Genomic DNA, 18,117 nt, shown 5'->3' with positions numbered 1-18,117 from the left:
TTGGAACGGAATCACTCGTTCCGTTCTAGGATCGAGACTAGCGGAACAAAGTATTCCGTTCAAGTGCTAGCCTGGAGCCATGCCCACCCAGCCCATGCCCCCCACCCAGCCCGCTCCCCGCACCGGGCCGCTGTCCGGCCGCAAGGCCCAGGCCAACCGCAACGACGAGGCGATCCTGCGCGCCGCGCGCGCGGTCTTCGTCGCCGATCCGTCCGCGCCGATCTCCGCCGTCGCCAAGGCGGCCGGCGTCGGGATCAGTGCCCTGTACCGGCGCTATGAGAGCAAGGAAGTGCTGCTGCAGACGCTGTGCGCGGACGGCCTGGCGACGTACATCGCGTGCGCCGAGGCGGCCCTGGCCTCGCCGGCCGAACCGTGGGAGACGTTCACCGGCTTCCTGCGCGCCGTGATCGACGCCGACGTGCACGCGCTGACCGTGAACCTGGCGGGGACGTTCACCCCGACCCCGGAGATGTCCGGCCAGGCGGTGCGCGCCGTGGGCCTGGCCGACGCGATCCTGGAGCAGGCGCACAAGGCCGGCGTGATCCGCCCCGACTTCGCCCTGAACGACATCGCCATGGTGCTGGAGCAGCTGACCGCGGTCACCGGGGCGGGCCCGGAGCGGACCAGGGAGCTGCGCCACCGCTATCTGGCCATGCACTTCGACGCCCTGCGAACGCAAGGCCCGACCACCGAGATGCCAGGTCCGCCGCCGAGCGACGAAGAACTCGGGGCCCGCTGGATCCCCGGGGCGAAGGCCTGAGCCGGCGGTCCGGGACGAATTTCTGCTACATCTTGTAACAGATTGCGGACAACCCCGTTCGGCGGGCCCCGGTTCTGAGATGATCTGCGGCTATGACGACCGAACTGACCGGGCGGAGCGCGGCCGGCTCCACCCGCCGCGGCCTGGCCTCGGCCACCACGCTGAGCAAGGTCCCCGAGGTCACGCTGATCTTCTGGGTCACCAAGATCCTCACCACCGGGATGGGCGAGACCACCTCGGACTTCCTGAACCAGAAGTGGGACCCGAAGATCATGGTCTCGCTGTCCGGGCTGGTGCTGGCCGGCGTGATCTGGGTGCAGTTCAAGGCGAGCCGGTACTCGGCGTGGCTCTACTGGGCCGCGGTCGTCATGGTGAGCGTGTTCGGCACCATGTGCGCCGACGTGCTCCACGTCGGCTTCGGCATCCCCTACGCGGTGTCCACCGCGTTCTTCGCGGTCGCGCTCGCCGCGATCTTCGTCCTCTGGTACCGGGTCGAGGGCACGCTGTCGATCCACAGCATCACCACACCGCGCCGCGAGCTGTTCTACTGGCTGACCGTCGTGACCACGTTCGCGCTCGGCACCGCGGTCGGCGACCTGACCGCCACGACGCTGAAGCTCGGGTACTTCTCCTCCGGAGTGATGTTCGCGGTGCTGTTCGCGGTGCCCGCGGTGGCGTACAAGTTCGGGCTGAACGGGATCTTCGCTTTCTGGTTCGCCTACGTCGTGACCCGGCCGTTCGGCGCCTCATTCGCCGACTGGATGGGCGTCTCGGTCAAGCGCGGCGGCCTGGCGTGGGGGACCGGGCCGGTGAGCCTGGTGCTGCTCGCGATCATCGTGGTGCTGGTGGCGGTGCTGGCCGTGACGAAGATGGACGTCGCGAAGCAGGACCCCGCGATTCAGGACTGACCCCCTACCCCGGTACTGCATGGAGCCTGGCTCTCCGGTGTGACGTGCGACGGCGGTGGCGGAGCTACCGTCGTCGGCATGACTTCCGTGCCGGGGGCACCACAGCGACCACAGAAAATACCGGGACAGCGGATGGACGGGCTCGGATTCAGCCCGGCCGAACTGCTGACCGTGGCGGCCGCCGTGGCCGGGCTGATCCTGTTCGGGTACGCCGATCTGCACGAACGCTTCGACGCGGCGCACGGCGTCTGGCGCGCCGGCGCCGAGGACGCCTACGTCTGGTTCTTCGCCATCCTGCGCGCGCTGCCGATCCTGTGGTGCCGCCGGCATCCGCTCATCGCCTTCACCGCGACCCTGTCCGGGTCCGCCCTGGCCGGCGCGGCGCTGGCCTCGGTCGTCGGGGCGCCGCTGCCCTGGTCGGTGTGGCCGTGGTCGCCGTCGAGCCAGCTGTGCGTGCTGGCGGCCCTGGTGGTCGCGGGCCTGGAGGTCGACCGGCGGCGCGGGGTCGAGATGGCGACGGCGTACTTCCTGCTGACCCTCTTCCTGCAAAGCGTCCGCCCCGGCTACGGCTTCGCGCTGAGCATCGGTTCGGTGATCGGCGGATCGGCCCTCGCGCTCGCAGGCCTGGAGCTGCTGCGCGACCGGCGCGACGCCCGGCAGGCGCTGGTGGTGCAGGAGGAGCGCACCGAGGCCGAGCGCACCCGCCGCACGCTGCTCGAGGAGCGCGCACGCATAGGCCGCGAGCTGCATGACGTGGTGGCGCACCACATGTCGCTGATCGCGGTGCAGGCCGAGACCGCGCCGTTCCGGATCACCGGACAGAGCCCCGAGGCCGAGGCGGAGTTCCGGTCGATCAGCGCGGTGTCGCGCGAGGCGCTGAACGACATGCGCAAGCTGCTCGGGCTGCTGCGCGCGGACTACGAGCAGGTGCAGACCGCGCCGCAGCCCCGGCTGGCCGACGTGCCGGCGCTGGTCGAGGAGGCGGGCGCCGAGTGGGAGACGTCGGGGGACCTGGAGGATGTGCCGCCGCTCATCGGGGTCACGGCGTTCCGGGTGGTGCAGGAGTCGCTGTCGAACGCCCGGCGGCACGCCCGGGGCGCCGACGTCTCGGTCCGGGTCACCCGCACCGATGAGGAGGTGCGGATCGAGGTGCGCAACGAGCCCTCGCCGGAGCCGCCGATGCTCGGTCCGGAGCTCGAAGCGGCCGACGGGCAGGGCATCGCGGGGATGCGCGAGCGCGTCACACTGGTCGGCGGTGAACTGGAGACCGGCCCGACGGCGAACGACGGCTTCGCGGTGACCGCCTCCCTCCCCCTGGAGACCGAAGCGTGAGCATCCGAGTCCTGATCGCGGACGACCAGGCGATGGTCCGAGCCGGATTCGGCGCGCTGCTGGCGGCCCAGCCCGACATCGAGGTGGTCGGGGACGCCGCGAACGGCGTGCAGGCGGTCGCCGAGGTGGCCGCGCACGAGCCGGACGTGGTGCTGCTGGACGTGCGGATGCCGGTGATGGACGGTCTGGAGGCGGTCCAGCACATCCTGGCCGGCGCCCCCGAGCGTCCCCGGGTCCTGATGCTGACCACGTTCGACCTGGACGACTACGTCTACGCCGCGCTGCGCGCCGGGGCCAGCGGCTTCCTGCTCAAAGACGCCCCGGCCGCCGAACTGGTCCACGCGGTCCGGGTGGTGGCCGCCGGGGACGCGCTGCTGGCACCGTCCGTGACGCGCCGGCTGATCGCGGACTTCGCCGCCCGGCGGCCCGCCGACCGGCCGGAGCCGACCACCATCAGCACGCTGACCCCGCGCGAGCTCGACGTCCTGCGGCTGGTCGCCCGCGGCCTGTCGAACCAGGAGATCGCCGCCGAGCTGGTCCTGGCCGAGCAGACGGTGAAGACGCACGTCTCGCGGATCCTGGCCAAGACCGGGCTGCGGGACCGGGCCCAGGCGGTGGTGCTGGCCTACGAGTCGGGGCTGGTGACGGCGAACAACCGGTGAGCCCGCACCCGCGATGACCCCGTCGCATCGCGTGCGTGCTCACCGGCTGTTCTCGTCCGGCGTCGGGCAGGTCAGTCCTGCGCCCCGCCGGACAGCTCCCAGGGCCGGGCGGTCGCGCCGAGCCGGTTCCACAGGTTGATGATCCCGATGTGCCAGACCAGCTCGGCCAGCTCCGTCTCGGTGAAGTGGGCCGCGGCCTCGTTCCACACCGCGTCGGACACCTCGCTGTCCGCCAGCCGCGTCACGGCCTCGGTCAGGGCCAGGGCGGCGCGCTCGCGGGCGGTGAAGTACGGGGCCTCGCGCCAGACCGCGACCAGGTTCAGGCGGCGCCAGGTGTCGCCGCCGGCGACCGCGTCGCGGGAGTGCATGTCGACGCAGTAGACGCAGCCGTTGATCTGCGAGGCGCGCAGCTTCACCATCTCGCGCAGCGGCTTCTCCAGGCTGCTCTCGCCCGCGGCGCGCTCCAGGCCGTTCATCGCCTTGGCGATCCCCGGCGCGAGGTCGTCGACGGCGAGGCGGACGGCGGGCTTCACGTATTCGAGGGTCTTAGTCTCTGTGTTCGTTGTCATGGCTATGACGGTACGCGGATTGTGGACCGCTGTTAGGATCCAATCTGATGGCTGAATATTGGTCCACTTTGGATGTCGATCTGCATCTGGCGGTCGACCCGGCCTCCGGGCGCCGGGTCGGGCTGGAGCAGGCCCTGCGCGAGGCGATCCGGGACGGCCGGCTGGCCGCCGGGACCCGGCTGCCCTCGACCCGGACCCTGGCGGTGGAGCTCGGGCTGGCGCGCGGGACGGTGTCCGCGGCCTACGACCAGCTGGTCGCCGAGGGACACCTGGTCGCGACACGTGGATCGGGGACGCGGGTCGCCGAGCTGGGAGGGCAGAGCGCGGGCAACCCCTCCGCGGCGGCGGCCGGCGCCTCGGCGACCGGCGAGCAGGCCCGCGCGGCACGGCGTCTAACCCACGATCTCCGGCCGGGGACACCGGACCTGTCCCACTTCCCGCGGGCCGCCTGGCTCCGCGCTGCCCGCCGCGCGCTGAACGCCGCCCCCAACGACGCCTTCGGCTACGGCGATCCGCGCGGCCGGGTCGAGCTGCGGCAGGCACTGGCCGAGTATCTGGGGCGGGCGCGGGGCGTCCGGGCCGACCCGGAACGGATCGTCATCGTGTCCGGCGCGGTGCAGGGGCTGGCGCTGCTGGGGCAGGTGCTCGGCGGCGCCGTCGCGATGGAAGACCCGTACATACCGCTGTTCCACAAGGTGGTGCGGTCGCACGGCGCGCAGGTGGTGCCACTCCCGGTGGACGACGACGGCGCCCGCGTCGACCTGCTCCGCGGGCCGGACTACGACGGCGTCGACACCGCGGTGGTCACGCCGAGCCACCAGTATCCGATCGGCTCGACCCTGCACCCGGCCCGGCGCCAGGCCCTGGTGGAGTGGGCCCGCGAAGGCCGGCGCCTGGTCGTCGAGGACGACTACGACGGCGAGTTCCGCTACGACCGGCAGCCGGTCGGCGCGCTGCAGGGGATGGCGCCGGAGCGCGCCGTCTACCTCGGCACGGCCTCGAAGACGCTCGGGCCGGCGATCCGGCTGGCGTGGCTGGTCCTGCCCGAGCACCTGGTCGGGCCGCTCACCGAGGCCAAGCGGCACGCCGACCACCAGTCCGAGGCCCTGGGCCAGCTGACGCTCGCGGAGTTCATCGCCTCCCACGACTACGACCGGCACATCCGCGCCGCGCGGCTGCGCTACCGCCGGCGCCGCGACCTGCTGGCCGAGCGGCTGCACACCCGGGCCGGGCGGCCGGCGGCCGGCTTCGCGCTCGGCGGCATCGCCGCCGGCCTGCACGCGCTGGTCCGGCTGGAACCGGCGGGGATGACCGAGGCCGAAGTGCTCAAGCGCGCAGCTGAGTTTGATCTGGACCTGGAAGGCCTCGGGGATCTGTGGCACACACTTCCGGCGAACACTCTTGCGAGCTCCGCCGCACGTCCACAGGGCATCGTGGTCGGTTTCGGCAGTCCCACGGAGGCCGCCTACCCCAGGGCGCTGGACGCATTGGTGCGGACACTTTCGTGGAGATGACTACTCATACGGTCTAATGGACATCGCACGATAGCCCGACCCGGCGTGCTGCGCAGGCGCTCCCTGCGTCACACTGGTCTCGGAACAGCACTGCCTTTTAAGAGGAGAAACCCGTGGACGACGTACTGCGCCGTACGCCCCTCTTCGCCACGCTCGACCAGGACGCGGCCGCGTCCCTGCGCGCCTCCATGAACGAGATCGAGCTGGCCCGAGGTGACCTCCTGTTCCACGAGGGGGACCCCGGGGACTCGCTGTACGTGGTGCTGCGCGGGAAGATCAAGCTCGGCCGCACCAGCGGCGACGGGCGCGAGAACCTGGTCGCGGTGCTCGGCCCCGGCGAGATGTTCGGCGAGCTGTCCCTGTTCGACCCGGGCCCGCGCTCGGCCGGCGCCACCGCCCTGGTGGACTCGACCCTGCTCGGCCTGAGCTCCGACGAGCTGACCCCGTGGCTGGCCACCCGCCCCGACGTGGCCCGGGCCCTGCTGCGCGCCATCGCCCGGCGGCTGCGCCGCACCAACGACTCGATGTCCGATCTGGTGTTCTCAGACGTGCCCGGCCGCGTGGCCAAGGCCCTGCTGGACCTGTCGGCGCGCTTCGGCACCCCGGCCGAGGACGGCATCCACGTCGCCCACGACATGACGCAGGAGGAGCTGGCCCAGCTGGTCGGCGCCTCCCGCGAGACCGTGAACAAGGCGCTGGCCGACTTCGCCGGCCGCGGCTGGCTGCGCCTGGAGGCGCGCGCCGTGGTGCTGACGAACGTGGAGCGGCTGAGCCAGCGCTCGCGGTAGGCAGGCTGGTTTCCGGACGGTTTCAGCCCGGCGCGGTGGATACCCGCCGGGCTGAGTGCTGATCTGCGCCAGGGCAGCAGTGCCGGTCCGGTCGGCGGGCACGACTCGCGCGAGCTGCCGCAGCCCACAGATCTCCCGCCAGATCCGCGCCACGCCGGCAGTGCATGCCGATCCGGCTAGCGCACCACTCGCGTCAGGCGACGCCGGTCAGCGCGCCCAACCGCTCTCCTGCCGGATCCGCACCGCGCCGGCAGCCCCGACCCGGCTGGCCCGGCCGGCCGGGCCAGCCCGCGCCGCTCGCGTCAGGCGCCGCCGGCCAGCAGATCCCCGGCCAGCCGCAGCCCCTCCAGGTCGTGGATGTCCCCGGACTGCGCCGGGATCTCCGCCACCGGGACATGCGGCTGCGACGCCGTGAACCGCTCCGCGAGCCGCCGCTCGCGCGCGCTGAGCCGCACCCGCTCAGCGTGCAGCCGCAGCAGGCCCGCGGCCAGGCGCTGGTCGGGGGAGTCCGCGTCCAGCTCCTCGGCCGCCGCCAGGGCCTTCTCCGCCGACAGCTCCGGCACCGTCACCGGGTGCACCCGGTTCAGGATCAGCCCGGCCAGCGGCATGTTCTCGGCGGCGAGGCGCTCCGTGAAGTAGGCGGCCTCGCGCAGCGCGTCCGGTTCCGGCGCCGCCACGACCAGGAACGCCGTCCCCTCGGCCTGCAGCAGCTGGTACGTGTCCTCGGCGCGCTGGCGGAAGCCGCCGAACATCGACTCCAGGGAGCCGACGAAGGTCTGGACGTCGTGCAGCAGCCCCGAGCCCAGCAGCTTGTTCAGCGCCATCGTGGCGATGGAGAAGCCGGAGGCCAGGACCTTCATCGCGAAGCCGCCGCCGGCCTTCGCCGGGGCCATCAGGATCTTGATCAAGCGGCCGTCCAGGAAACCGGCCAGCCGGTTCGGGGCGTCCAGGAAGTCCAGCGCGGAGCGGCTCGGCGGGGTGTCGACGATGATCAGGTCCCAGCTGCCGGTCTCCTCGCCCGTGCGGCGGAGCTGGCCCAGCTTCTCCATCGCCATGTACTCCTGCGTGCCGGAGAAGCCCGCGGACAGCGACTGGTAGAAGGGGTTCTCCAGGATCTGGTCGACGCGGTCCGGGTCGGCGTGCTTCTCGACGATCTCGTCGAAGGTCCGCTGCATGTCGAGCATCATCGCGAACAGCCGGCCGGCGCCCTGGACGCCCTCGACCTCGCGCGGGTTGTTGTCCAGTTCGGTCAGGCCCAGGGACTGCGCCAGCCGGCGGGCCGGGTCGATGGTCAGCACCACGACCTTGCGGCCCTGCTCGGCGGCCCGCAGGGCGAGCGCCGCGGCGGTCGTGGTCTTGCCGACGCCGCCGGAGCCGCAGCACACGACGATGGAGGTGGCCGGGTCGGTGAGCAGGCCGTCGACGTCCAGGTGCTTCGGGGTCACGCTCATGCCGCCTCTCCGGTCTCGGCCGCGGCGGTCAGGGCCGCGGCCAGTTCGTAGAGTCCGCCGAGGTCGATGCCGCCGGGGATCAGGGGCAGCTCGACCACCGGCTGGCCGGCCTCGTCCAGGGCCCGCCGCTCGACCTCTTCCAGGGCCAGCCGCTCGGCGTGCTCGCGCCCGAGTTCGGCCAGGGCGTGGGTGTCGGCGGTGTCGATGCCGTGCGGCCGCAGCAGGGCCGCGACCCGCTTCTCGGCCGCCGCGCTGACCGCCGTGCGCTTGCCGATGTCCAGGTACGCGGTACGGACCATGTTCACCAGGATCGTGCCGACCGGAAGGCCGGCGGCGCGCAGCTCCTCGACGCCGTCCAACGTCTCCTGGACCGGCATGTCCTCCAGCACCGTGGTCAGGTGGACCGCGGTCTGCGGCGAGGTCAGGACCCGCATGACCGCCTCCGCCTGGTTCTTCACCGGGCCGACCCGGGCCAGGCCTGCGACCTCGGTGTTCACGTTCAGGAACCGGGTGATCCGGCCGGTCGGCGGGGCGTCCATCACCACGGCGTCGTAGGCGAACGCGGCGCCCGGGCGGTCGGCGGCGGTGCGGCGGACCGCCTCGCAGGCCTTACCGGTGAGCAGCACGTCGCGCATGCCGGGGGCCACAGTGGTCGCGAAGTCGATGGCGCCGAACTTCTTCAGCGCCTTGCCGGCCCGGCCCAGCTTGTAGAACATGTCCAGGTACTCGAGCAGCGCCTGCTCGGGGTCGATGGCCAGGGCGAACACCTCGCCACCGCCCGGCGCGATCGCGATGCTGCGCTCCTCGTACGGCAGCGGGGCGGTGTCGAAGAGCTGCGCGATCCCCTGCCGGCCCTCGACCTCCACCAGCAGCACCCGGCCGCCGCCCTCGGCCAGCGCCAGGGCCAGCGCCGCGGCCGCCGTCGTCTTCCCGGTGCCGCCCTTTCCGGTCACGATGTGGAGGCGGCACTCCGGCGGCCAGGGTCGGCTCATGGCCCCAGCCTAACCATGCGCGGAACACTCCTGGGACGGCCTACCTCTGGCGCTAGTGTGATGACGCGCTATAGCTCTGGTGCTTATCAGGGAACTTGGCCAAGGGGGGCCCATAGTGAGCGACAACGTCGATACGGAGCGTTTGCCGCCGCGCACCGAGCGGGTGATCGCGGAACGCTATGTCCTGCAGGCCGAACTCGGCCGCGGTGGCATGGGGATCGTGTGGCGCGCCGAGGACCGGGTGATCGGCCGCGCGGTCGCCGTGAAGGAGATGCGGCTCGGCGAGGACGTCACCGCCGCCGAGCGCGCCGAGTTCGAGCAGCGCATCCTGCGCGAGGCCCGCATCGCCGGCCGGCTGAACGACCCGGCCGTGGTGACCGTCTTCGACGTGGTCCACGACAACGGCTCCGTGTTCATCGTCATGGAGCTGGTCGAGGCGCCGACCCTGGCGCAGCTGGTCCGCCGCGGCGGTCCGCTGGCCCCGCACGCCGTGGCCGCCATGGGACGCCAGGTGCTCTCGGCGCTGGAGGCCGCCCACGAGGCCGGGATCGTGCACCGCGACGTGAAGCCCTCGAACATCATGGTCGCCGCGACCGGCCGGGCCAAGCTCACCGACTTCGGCATCGCGCAGGCCGCCGACGATCCCACCCTGACCAAGACCGGCGCGGTCATCGGTTCCCCCGCCTACCTGGCACCCGAGCGGCTCTCCGGACACGAGGCCAGCCCGGCCTCGGACCTGTGGTCGCTCGGCGCGGTGCTGTACTTCGCGATCGAGGGCAAGGCCGCGTTCGAGCGCGACACCACCGCCGCGACGTTCGGCGCGGTGCTGAACGAGGTCGCCTACCTGACGAACGCGCAGGGCCCGCTGGCCGCCGCGGTGTCCGGGATGCTGGCCTCCGCGCCCGCGGGCCGGCTGACCGCGCCGCAGGTCCGGACCCTGCTGGACGCGGTGACGGCGGACCCGGGCCAGTCCAGGACGCCACAGGGCACGATGGTGATGTCCCCGGCCGGAGTACCGACCGCCATGCTCAGCGCGCCCGAGTCTGCGGAGAGTCCAGCGGGAGCCGCCCTGTCCACCCCGCCGAAGCGGTCCCGGGCCAAGGTCGCCGGGGCGTTCGCGGCCGCGGTCCTGGTCACCGCCGCGGTCGCGGGGTTCGCCGCCTACGGTGCGGGATCGAGTTCGGGCAAGAAGCAGGAGAAGAAGGCCGACGTCCTGCCCTCGGACGCGGTGAAGGTCTACACCCTCGGCGGCCCCGGGACCGACTTCCCGAGCCTGCCCATCGGCAGCGGCCAGACCTGCATGAGCGGGCCGCCGTTCGTCCCCGGCACCCCGACCTACCAGGACGCCGAGTGCAAGAGCGCTCATGATCTGGAGCTCTACTACGTGAGCTCGGTCACCAACTCGTCGTACAGCCAGTACGGCACGGACGGCAACGGCCCGATCCCCTATCCGGGCGTCGCCGCGCTGACGGCCCTGGGCAAGCAGCTGTGCTGGACCGACCGGCTGATCGGGCCGTGGGCGGACCCCGCGGGCAGCCACTACGACTACTACGCGCTGATCCCCAGCGAGAACCTGTGGAACGGCAAGAACCTGCCGACCAACTGGACCGTCAACCAGAACATCTACTGCGTCATGACCAACTCGGCCGGCCAGCTGCCCGGCGACGGCTGACGGACTCCAGCCGCCGGGCAACCCTTAAGGTTGGCCCATGACCAAGTGGGAATACGCGACAGTGCCGCTGCTGGTGCACGCCACCAAGCAGATCCTCGACACCTGGGGCGAGGACGGCTGGGAGCTCGTCCAGGTCGTCCCGGGCCCGAACCCGGACCAGCTGGTCGCCTACCTGAAGCGTCCGAAGACGACGGAGTCCTAAGACATGACGACCCATCCCGAAGAGAAGCTGACCGAACTCGGCCTGAAGCTGCCGGAGGTCGCGGCCCCGGTCGCGGCCTACATCCCGGTGCTGCGCAGCGGCAACCTCGTCTACACCTCCGGCCAGCTGCCGATGGTCGACGGCGCGCTGCCGATGATCGGCAAGGTCGGCGACCAGGTCAGCCCGGAGGACGCCAAGGCCCTGGCGCAGCGCTGCGCGCTGAACGCGCTGGCCGCGGTGAAGTCCGAGATCGGCGACCTGGCCAAGGTCAAGCGGGTCGTGAAGGTCGTCGGCTTCGTGGCCAGCGCCCCGGACTTCACCGGGCAGCCCGCCGTCATCAACGGCGCCTCGGAGCTGCTCGGCGCGGTGTTCGGCGAGGCCGGCCGGCACGCCCGCTCGGCGGTCGGCGTGGCCGTGCTGCCGCTGGACGCGCCGGTCGAGGTCGAGCTGACCGTCGAGGTCTGAGCCGTACCGGAGAGCTGAGCCGCACCCGAGGGCTGAGCCGCACCACGCATCTGGTTCCCGCCGGCCGGCGGGAACCAGAACAGGAAGGGGAACGCATGTCGCAGCAAGGCGGGGACTACATAGCCCCGGCCGGCAGCCGGCTCAGCGCGCGGGTGCCGGAGGGCTGGGAGGAGCAGATCGCCGCCCACGAGCGCGGCGAGTTCACCCCGGTCCCGCCGAAGCACGCCGCCACGGTCGTGTTGCTGCGCGACCGCCCGGACGGCCCGCCGGACGTCTACCTCCTCAAGCGCGCCGCCTCGATGTCCTTCGCCGGCGGCTTCTACGCCTTCCCCGGTGGCCGGGTCGACCCGCGCGACGCCGACGCCGAGATCGCCTGGGTCGGACCGTCGGCGGCCGAGTGGGCCCGGCGGTTCGGCAGCGACGAGGCCGAGGCCCGCGCGCTGCTGTGCGCGGCGGTCCGGGAGACGTTCGAGGAGGCCGGCGTGCTGTTCGCCGGCCCCGACGAGCACTCCGTGGTCGCCGACACCACCGACGAGGAGTGGGAAGCCGACCGCCGGGCCCTGGTTTCACGGGAAACATCACTGGCCGGCTTCCTCACAAAAAGGTCCCTCGTCCTGCGCACGGACCTGCTCGGCGGCTGGTCCCGCTGGATCACCCCGGAATTCGAGCCGCGCCGGTACGACACCGCGTTCTTCGTCGCGGCGCTGCCGGCCGGCCAGCGGACCCGGGACGTGTCGGGGGAGACCGAGTCGACCATCTGGATGCAGCCCCGCCAGGCCATCGACGACCACATCGCCGGCCGGGCCCTGATGCTGCCGCCGACCGTCACCACCCTGCGCGAGGTCCACGCCTTCGCCACCGCGGCCGACGCGGTGCGGGCCGCGGCCGAGCGGCCGCTGAAGCCGATCATGGCCACAGTCCGCCGCCACGACGACGGATCCTGGCATCTGGAATGGGAACTGTGAGGCGGCCGCGCCGATGAACGACCTGATGAAGCCGGGCGTCCGGCCCGAGGCCGGGACCGAGCGCGCGACGCTGATCCTGGCGCCGAACGCCGACCCGATGACCCTGGACGGCACCAACACCTGGCTGCTGGCCGAACCCGGGGCGCGCCGCGCAGTGGTCGTCGACCCGGGACCGCTGGACGAGGACCACCTGCGACTCGTCCTGGCCACCGCCGAGGAACGCGAGCAGCAGATCGGGCTGATCCTGCTCACCCACGGCCACTTCGACCACTCCGAGGGCGCACCCCGACTGGCCGAGCTGACCGGCGCGCCGGTGCGCGCACTGGACCCGCGCTTCCGCCTCGGCTCCGAGGGGCTGGCCGAGGGCGACGTCGTGGACATGGACGGGCTGCGGCTCGACGTGGTCGCCACCCCCGGGCACAGCGGCGACAGCATGTGCTTCGTCCTGCCCGGCGACCGCGCGGTCCTGACCGGCGACACCATCCTGGGCCGCGGCACCACCGTGGTCGCCCACCCCGACGGGCGGCTGGGGGACTACCTCGACACCCTGCGCCGGCTGCGCGACCTGGCGTCCGCGCACGAGGTGAACACCGTGCTGCCCGGCCACGGACCGGTGCCGGCCGACGCGCTCGGCGTCATCGAGTTCTACCTCGAGCACCGCCGGCAGCGGCTGGAGCAGGTACGCGCGGCACTGGCCGCCGGCGACGAGAGTGCCGCCGACGTGGTGGCCCGGGTGTACGCCGATGTGGACCCGGCGGTGCGGTTCGCCGCCGAGATGTCGGTGCGGGCCCAGCTGGAGTACATCAACGGCGGTGCCTGAGCCGGCCGTGCCGAGCCGGCGGTATCTGAGTTGGCCGTGCCTGAGCCGGTCGTGCTGGGGCTTGCCGTCCTAGAACTCCCCGCCCGGGCCGGACCGCCTCGGGCGAGGTGAGTTTATGGGAGGCGCCGTTCACGCCACCGGGGTTGTCCTGGTCGTCCAGGCCGTCCAGGTCGGCGGCAGCATCAGCGGGCCCTGACGGACACGGACCCGCTCGATCACCCGTCGATCACCCGCCGCTCAGGCCCGGCCGAAGGAGCCGGCCTCGCTGCGCTGCCGGGGGATGGCGGCCTGGGCCGCCGCCGCGAACCGCGGGTCGACCTCGGCGGATGGCAGCTCGCCGCCGGTGCGCTCGGCTCCGCTGCGCTCGTAGTGCTCCTTGGCGGACTCCAGGAACTGCCGCCAGGAGCGCACCTCCGGGCGCCGGCGCAGCAGCGCGCGCCGCTCGCGCTCGGTCATCCCGCCCCACACGCCGTACTCGACGCGGTTGTCCAGGGCGTCGGCGAGGCACTCGGTGCGCACCGGGCACCCCGAGCACACGGTCTTCGCCCGGTTCTGAGCTGCTCCCTGCACGAACAGCTCATCCGGATCCATGCCGCGGCACGCCGCCACAACGGTCCAGTCCTCTACCCAGCTCATCGCCGGTGCCGTCCTCTCGCAAAGATCGAGCTCCCCCAACGGCGGAGCCGACAGCGGCCCTTCCCCTCACCCGACAGGTGTCCACGGACCCGGACACGCTGTCACGAACCTGTCACGTACCGGCCCGTCGATCGGACCGAAACGCATCCGACCTGGTGGAAGGGTCGATCTCGGCAGCCAAACAGCACAATACGGAAGATCCCAAGGGCGCAACAGTCCCCGATGTACTCAATTCCTATGGTCCTTTGTGACTAGATCGCCGCAGATGCCGCACCCTGCTGTCCTCATACATGGGGGCTCGCGACGCCTCCCCAAACTCCGGCCGCCGGCGCAGGACGGCGCCAGGGCACGACCGCCCGGCCGCGCCACCCGCCCGCCCGGGCCGAGGTCGACGTCGTAAGGTGTCCCCCATGGCTTCGCACCCGCCCCGGCCCTTCCGCGGCAGCGGACCCCTGCGCGCCCTGTTCGGCCTGTTGATGATCAGCGCGCTGGCCGGCGTGCTGGTGGCCGGTATGGCACTGCCCTTCGTCGGCACCGCGGGCCTGGCCGCCAAGAGCGCCTCGGACCACTTCGAGGACATCCCGGACGACCTGAAGACCCCGGACCTGCCGCAGCGCTCGCAGATACTGGCCGCGGACGGCTCGGTGATCGCGACCGTCTGGGGCGACTTCGGCAACCGGGTGATCGTGCCCTTCAGCGCCATCAGCCCGAACGTGTGGCAGGCGCTGGTGGCCACCGAGGACTCCCGGTTCTTCCAGCACGGCGGCATCGACATCAAGGGCACGATGCGCGCCTTCGTCTCCGACCTCGGCGGGTCCAACCAGGGCGGCTCCTCGATCGCCCAGCAGTACGTGAAGAACGTGCTGGTCCTGCAGGCCGGCAACAACAAGGCCGCGTACGCCGACGCCACCGGCGACTCGGTGGCCCGCAAGGTCCGGGAACTGAAGTACGCGATCGCGGTGGAGCAGAAGTTCTCCAAGACCGAGATCCTCGAGCGCTACCTGAACCTGGTGCCCTTCGCCGAGAACGTCTCGGGCATCGAGACCGCCGCCGAGCGCTGGTTCGGGGTGCACGCCAGCCAGCTCACCATCCCGCAGGCCGCGACCCTGATCGGGATGCTGAAGAACCCGGTCGCCTACGACCCGGCCAAGCACCCGCAGGCCGCCACCGACCGGCGCAACACCGTGCTGGACCGGATGTCCGACCCGACGGTGCACTACATCACCCCGCAGCAGGCCGTCGCCTTCAAGGCGATGCCGCTGGGCCTGAACCTGCAGCCGCAGCACTCCGGCTGCATCTACGCGCCGGGCAGTTCGGCCTTCTTCTGCGAGTACATCGAGCAGGAGATCCTGAACGACCCGATCTACGGCAAGACCAAGGCCGACCGCGCGGCCTTCTTCAACCGCGGCGGCCTGACCATAAAGACCACGATGGACCCGAAGACGGAGGCGGCCGCCGAGAAGGCGATCAACGACAACGTCTCGGCCACCGACGTCCCGGGCGCGGCGATCGCGATGATCCAGCCCGGCACCGGGCAGATCAAGGCCATGGCGCAGAGCCGGGACATGGGCACCGGCGAGGGCCAGACCTACCTGAACCTGGCCGCCGACCCCGCACACGGCGGCGGCAACGGCTACCAGGCCGGCTCCACCTTCAAGTCCTTCGTGGCGATGGCCGCGATGGAGAAGGGCCTGACCCCGCAGTACGTCCAGGACCTGCCGTACCAGATCGACGAGAGCCAGACCAAGTTCACGACCTGCGACACCCCGGCCGGCTTCACCCAGGACACCAAGTGGAAGCCGACCGACGAGACCCAGGCCGAACAGGGTCCGCAGACCATGACCAGCGCGCTGTGGAACTCGGTCAACAACTACTTCATCAAGCTGCAGGAGCAGACCGGCCTGTGTGAGCCGGCCCGGCTGGCCGCGGCCGCCGGCCTGACCATCGACAGCGACAGCGGCGCCGGCAAGCGGCTGGAGCAGATCGGCTCGTTCACCCTGGGCACCAACCAGGTGACGCCGATAGCGATGGCCAACGCCTACGCGACCATCGCCGCGCGCGGCATGTACTGCAAGCCCACGGCGATCTCCTCGATCACCGACACCTCGGGCAAGCAGTACCCGGTCGCCACCCCCGACTGCCACCAGACCATCGACCCCTCGCTGACCGACCAGCTGACCGGGATGCTCCAGGGCGTCGTGGACAAGGGCACCGGCGCCAAGGTCCGCGACTACTTCTCGGGCCCGGCGGCCGGCAAGACCGGTACCAACGACAGCCGCCTGATGACCTGGTTCGACGGGTACACCCCGAACCTGGCCGCCGCGGTCTGGGTCGGGGTGGTCTCGCCCAAGCCCGGCGACAAGGGCCTGGTGAACGTCAAGATCCACGGCCAGTACTACGACAAGGTCTGCGGCGGCTGCCTGGCCGCCCCGATCTGGGGCGAGGCCGTCAACGGCGCCCTGGCCGGCACCTCGCCGCCCGGATTCTCGGTGCCCGAGCTGCCCGGCGACATCCCCGCGCCGACGCAGCCGCCGACCACGCCGAACCCGCCGGGCACCCCTCCCGGCCAGGCCAACGGCGGGCAGAACGGCGGGGCCAACGGCGGCTTCATCGGAGGATTCATCGGCGGGCAGTAGAAGGTCCGCGCGAAGTATTCGGCGGGGCGTGCAACCGACAGGCTGCGCGCCCCGTCGAAGTTTTATGGCCTCTCCACAATCGAAGCTGCGGAACAGCCGGGGATGGATCGGTGCGACGACGGCGGCTGTGGTCGTCGTGGCGGGCGCGGCGGTAGGGGTGCACGCGTCGCCCTCCGGCTCGGGGGTGAATCCAGCCGGGTCGGCGGTGGCCGCGGGATCGTCCTCGGCGACCGATCCCCACGAGGTGGTCGCCCAGCAAGAGATCGCCCACATGCTCGCCGCCTTCCAGGCACCGCCGGGCGCGACCGAGAGCGCGGGCCAACCCGATCCGCTGCCCTCAGGTCTGCAACACCCGCCGATCCAGGCTGGCGCGCAGACCCAGGCCGGCGCGGTCGCCTGGTACTCCGCCCCGCAGAGCCCGGACCAGGTGCTGGCCTGGGTCAGGGCCCATCCGCCGACCGGATCGTCGTTGTCGGGGTCGGGCAGCAGTTCGGTGGGGCCGAGCTTTGTGAGCTTCGCGTTCCCGGGGACGCTCAACTGGCTGGTCGTGTCGCCGCTCAGCGGCTCCGACGGCCGCACCGTCGTCCGGCTCGACGCCATCGCGGTCTGGACGCCCTCGCGGCCCGCCGCCACCAAGCTCGGCTATGGCGCGCCGTCGGTATCCGTGGTGACCACCGCGCCGCCGGATCCGCGGCAGCCCCTGCCCGCTTCTGAGGCCCGCACTCAAACGGCCACCGCGCCGCTGATCATCCACCAGGTCGTCGACCTGCTCAACGCCCTGCAACCGCAGATCCGGGGCGCCGTGAACTGTCCGTCGGACGACGGCACCCGGGTCCGGATCACGCTGCCGGGCCTGGCGGTGGTCAGCGCGGACCCGGTCGGCTGCGAGGCGGTCGAGATCACCCCGCAGGGCGGCGCCCCGCAGTTCTACACCGGCGGCCCCGACCTCATCGCGAAGGTCTACGCGCTGTTCGGCATCACTTGGACCCGAACAGGCGCTCTCCCACAAGGTATTGAAAGGACCTTGGCATCCGGGACCCCGTGACCGTCGCGGCCGACAGCACCCGGCTGGGGATGCACACCGGCTTGCCGGAGGCCACCGCCGCCAGCCCGCGCGCCACGATCGCCTCCGGCGACTGCCAGAACACGCGCGGCAGCAGGTTCACGAACCCGGCATCGGTGAGCTCGGTCGCCGACGGCCCCGGAAGCAAGGCCGTGACGTGCACGCCGGCGCTCCGGGACTCGCGGTTCAGGCTCTCGCTGAACGAGGTGACGAACGCCTTGGTGGCGCCGTAGGTCGCGGCCCGAGGCGCCGGCGTCGCGCTGGACAACGAGGACACGTTGAGGATGCCGCCGTGCCGGGCCTCGGTCATCCGGGGCAGCGCGGCGTGGCACAGCCGCATCAGGGCCATGACGTTCAGCGCGACTTTGCCGGTCTCGCCCTCCACCGGCAGCGTGGCGAACGCGCCGGTGGTACCGACCCCGGCGTTGTTCACCAGCAGGTCGACCGGGTTCGCCGCGTCGCGCAGGCGCTCCTCGACCAGGGCCAGCCCGGCCGGGTCGGTCAGGTCGGCGGGCAGGATCTCGATCTCGGTGCCCAGTTCGGCGGCCAGCTTCTCCAGCCGCCCCATCCGGCGCGCGACCAGCACCAGCGCGGTCCCGCGCGCGGACAGCTGCCGCGCGAACTGCTCGCCGAATCCGGACGAGGCCCCGGTCACCAGGGCTCTGGCATATGTCTGCTTCAT

18 protein-coding genes are annotated in these 18,117 nt (G+C 71.9%); 13 read left to right on the top strand and 5 right to left on the bottom strand.

Annotated features, from left to right (window positions below):
- The first annotated feature begins 79 nt into the window (after positions 1 to 79).
- From ABH926_RS09280 to ABH926_RS09265, 4 genes are all read left to right on the top strand, one after another.
- Positions 80 to 760 (top strand): TetR/AcrR family transcriptional regulator, encoded by a 681-nt coding sequence (locus ABH926_RS09280; protein ID WP_370364985.1) that lies wholly within the window; start codon positions 80 to 82, stop codon positions 758 to 760.
- Between the two features lie 92 nt (positions 761 to 852).
- Positions 853 to 1,668, top strand: a complete 816-nt coding sequence (locus ABH926_RS09275; protein ID WP_370364984.1) for a hypothetical protein — start codon at positions 853 to 855, stop codon at positions 1,666 to 1,668.
- A 132-nt stretch (positions 1,669 to 1,800) separates the two neighbouring features.
- The gene (locus tag ABH926_RS09270) at positions 1,801 to 3,000 is read left to right on the top strand and encodes a sensor histidine kinase (RefSeq protein WP_370364983.1); all 1,200 of its coding nucleotides are present in this window, start codon (positions 1,801 to 1,803) and stop codon (positions 2,998 to 3,000) included.
- On the top strand, positions 2,997 to 3,662 hold the full coding sequence (locus tag ABH926_RS09265; protein WP_370364982.1) for a response regulator: 666 nt from the start codon (positions 2,997 to 2,999) through the stop codon (positions 3,660 to 3,662). The genes ABH926_RS09270 and ABH926_RS09265 overlap by 4 nt, the downstream gene beginning before the upstream one ends.
- Before the next feature lie 71 nt (positions 3,663 to 3,733).
- Here the strand turns inward: ABH926_RS09265 and ABH926_RS09260 are convergent, their stop codons facing one another.
- Complete coding sequence (locus ABH926_RS09260; RefSeq protein WP_370364981.1) at positions 3,734 to 4,231, bottom strand: carboxymuconolactone decarboxylase family protein; 498 nt, start codon at positions 4,229 to 4,231, stop codon at positions 3,734 to 3,736.
- Between the two features lie 47 nt (positions 4,232 to 4,278).
- Here ABH926_RS09260 and ABH926_RS09255 point away from each other — a divergent pair, with 47 nt between their 5' ends.
- Positions 4,279 to 5,745, top strand: a complete 1,467-nt coding sequence (locus ABH926_RS09255; protein WP_370364980.1) for a PLP-dependent aminotransferase family protein — start codon at positions 4,279 to 4,281, stop codon at positions 5,743 to 5,745.
- Between the two features lie 113 nt (positions 5,746 to 5,858).
- Entirely contained in the window at positions 5,859 to 6,533 is a 675-nt protein-coding gene (locus tag ABH926_RS09250) for a Crp/Fnr family transcriptional regulator (RefSeq protein WP_194908530.1), read from the top strand.
- 302 nt (positions 6,534 to 6,835) lie between these two features.
- On the opposite strand, the gene ABH926_RS09245 is transcribed toward ABH926_RS09250, so the two are convergent.
- Positions 6,836 to 7,984: an ArsA family ATPase gene (locus ABH926_RS09245; RefSeq protein ID WP_370364979.1), complete on the bottom strand. Its 1,149-nt coding sequence runs from the start codon at positions 7,982 to 7,984 to the stop codon at positions 6,836 to 6,838.
- Complete coding sequence (locus tag ABH926_RS09240; protein WP_370364978.1) at positions 7,981 to 8,976, bottom strand: ArsA-related P-loop ATPase; 996 nt, start codon at positions 8,974 to 8,976, stop codon at positions 7,981 to 7,983. Before ABH926_RS09240 ends, ABH926_RS09245 begins: the two co-directional genes overlap by 4 nt.
- Before the next feature lie 115 nt (positions 8,977 to 9,091).
- Between ABH926_RS09240 and ABH926_RS09235 the strand changes: the two genes are divergently transcribed.
- From ABH926_RS09235 to ABH926_RS09215, 5 genes are all read left to right on the top strand, one after another.
- On the top strand, positions 9,092 to 10,648 hold the full coding sequence (locus tag ABH926_RS09235; protein WP_370364977.1) for a serine/threonine-protein kinase: 1,557 nt from the start codon (positions 9,092 to 9,094) through the stop codon (positions 10,646 to 10,648).
- 37 nt (positions 10,649 to 10,685) lie between these two features.
- Positions 10,686 to 10,850, top strand: a complete 165-nt coding sequence (locus ABH926_RS09230; RefSeq protein ID WP_194894760.1) for a DUF4177 domain-containing protein — start codon at positions 10,686 to 10,688, stop codon at positions 10,848 to 10,850.
- Between the two features lie 3 nt (positions 10,851 to 10,853).
- Positions 10,854 to 11,315, top strand: coding sequence for a RidA family protein (locus ABH926_RS09225; RefSeq protein WP_370364976.1), 462 nt, complete (start codon positions 10,854 to 10,856; stop codon positions 11,313 to 11,315).
- Between the two features lie 95 nt (positions 11,316 to 11,410).
- Positions 11,411 to 12,280 (top strand): NUDIX hydrolase, encoded by an 870-nt coding sequence (locus tag ABH926_RS09220; protein ID WP_370364975.1) that lies wholly within the window; start codon positions 11,411 to 11,413, stop codon positions 12,278 to 12,280.
- Positions 12,281 to 12,293: 13 nt separating this feature from the next.
- Positions 12,294 to 13,100 carry an MBL fold metallo-hydrolase gene (locus ABH926_RS09215; RefSeq protein ID WP_370364974.1) on the top strand — a complete coding sequence of 269 codons (807 nt, stop codon included), beginning with the start codon at positions 12,294 to 12,296 and terminating at the stop codon, positions 13,098 to 13,100.
- 237 nt (positions 13,101 to 13,337) lie between these two features.
- Here ABH926_RS09215 and ABH926_RS09210 read toward each other — a convergent pair whose 3' ends face one another.
- Positions 13,338 to 13,790, bottom strand: coding sequence for a WhiB family transcriptional regulator (locus tag ABH926_RS09210; protein WP_370365195.1), 453 nt, complete (start codon positions 13,788 to 13,790; stop codon positions 13,338 to 13,340).
- Positions 13,791 to 14,146: 356 nt separating this feature from the next.
- Here ABH926_RS09210 and ABH926_RS09205 point away from each other — a divergent pair, with 356 nt between their 5' ends.
- Entirely contained in the window at positions 14,147 to 16,372 is a 2,226-nt protein-coding gene (locus ABH926_RS09205; RefSeq protein WP_370364972.1) for a transglycosylase domain-containing protein, read from the top strand.
- 127 nt (positions 16,373 to 16,499) lie between these two features.
- The gene (locus tag ABH926_RS09200) at positions 16,500 to 17,417 is read left to right on the top strand and encodes a hypothetical protein (RefSeq protein ID WP_370364971.1); all 918 of its coding nucleotides are present in this window, start codon (positions 16,500 to 16,502) and stop codon (positions 17,415 to 17,417) included.
- Here ABH926_RS09200 and ABH926_RS09195 read toward each other — a convergent pair.
- The gene (locus ABH926_RS09195; RefSeq protein ID WP_370365194.1) at positions 17,350 to 18,117 is read right to left on the bottom strand and encodes an SDR family NAD(P)-dependent oxidoreductase; all 768 of its coding nucleotides are present in this window, start codon (positions 18,115 to 18,117) and stop codon (positions 17,350 to 17,352) included. The two genes, ABH926_RS09200 and ABH926_RS09195, sit on opposite strands and share 68 nt — an antisense overlap.

Source organism: Catenulispora sp. GP43 (assembly GCF_041260665.1).
In the GTDB taxonomy this organism is placed as follows: domain Bacteria; phylum Actinomycetota; class Actinomycetes; order Streptomycetales; family Catenulisporaceae; genus Catenulispora.
Note: the sequence above shows the minus strand (reverse complement) of the source record. Positions and strands in the feature narration are given on the sequence as shown.

Bases quoted from the DNA above. Each gene is read 5' to 3' on its own strand.
- ABH926_RS09280 (WP_370364985.1), top strand. From the start codon at position 80: ATGCCCACCCAGCCCATGCCCCCCACCCAGCCCGCTCCCCGCACCGGG.
- ABH926_RS09275 (WP_370364984.1), top strand. From the start codon at position 853: ATGACGACCGAACTGACCGGGCGGAGCGCGGCCGGCTCCACCCGCCGC.
- ABH926_RS09270 (WP_370364983.1), top strand. From the start codon at position 1,801: ATGGACGGGCTCGGATTCAGCCCGGCCGAACTGCTGACCGTGGCGGCC.
- ABH926_RS09260 (WP_370364981.1), bottom strand. From the start codon at position 4,231: ATGACAACGAACACAGAGACTAAGACCCTCGAATACGTGAAGCCCGCC.
- ABH926_RS09255 (WP_370364980.1), top strand. From the start codon at position 4,279: ATGGCTGAATATTGGTCCACTTTGGATGTCGATCTGCATCTGGCGGTC.
- ABH926_RS09245 (WP_370364979.1), bottom strand. From the start codon at position 7,984: ATGAGCGTGACCCCGAAGCACCTGGACGTCGACGGCCTGCTCACCGAC.
- ABH926_RS09240 (WP_370364978.1), bottom strand. From the start codon at position 8,976: ATGAGCCGACCCTGGCCGCCGGAGTGCCGCCTCCACATCGTGACCGGA.
- ABH926_RS09230 (WP_194894760.1), top strand. From the start codon at position 10,686: ATGACCAAGTGGGAATACGCGACAGTGCCGCTGCTGGTGCACGCCACC.
- ABH926_RS09225 (WP_370364976.1), top strand. From the start codon at position 10,854: ATGACGACCCATCCCGAAGAGAAGCTGACCGAACTCGGCCTGAAGCTG.
- ABH926_RS09220 (WP_370364975.1), top strand. From the start codon at position 11,411: ATGTCGCAGCAAGGCGGGGACTACATAGCCCCGGCCGGCAGCCGGCTC.
- ABH926_RS09215 (WP_370364974.1), top strand. From the start codon at position 12,294: ATGAACGACCTGATGAAGCCGGGCGTCCGGCCCGAGGCCGGGACCGAG.
- ABH926_RS09205 (WP_370364972.1), top strand. From the start codon at position 14,147: ATGGCTTCGCACCCGCCCCGGCCCTTCCGCGGCAGCGGACCCCTGCGC.
- ABH926_RS09195 (WP_370365194.1), bottom strand. From the start codon at position 18,117: ATGAAGCAGACATATGCCAGAGCCCTGGTGACCGGGGCCTCGTCCGGA.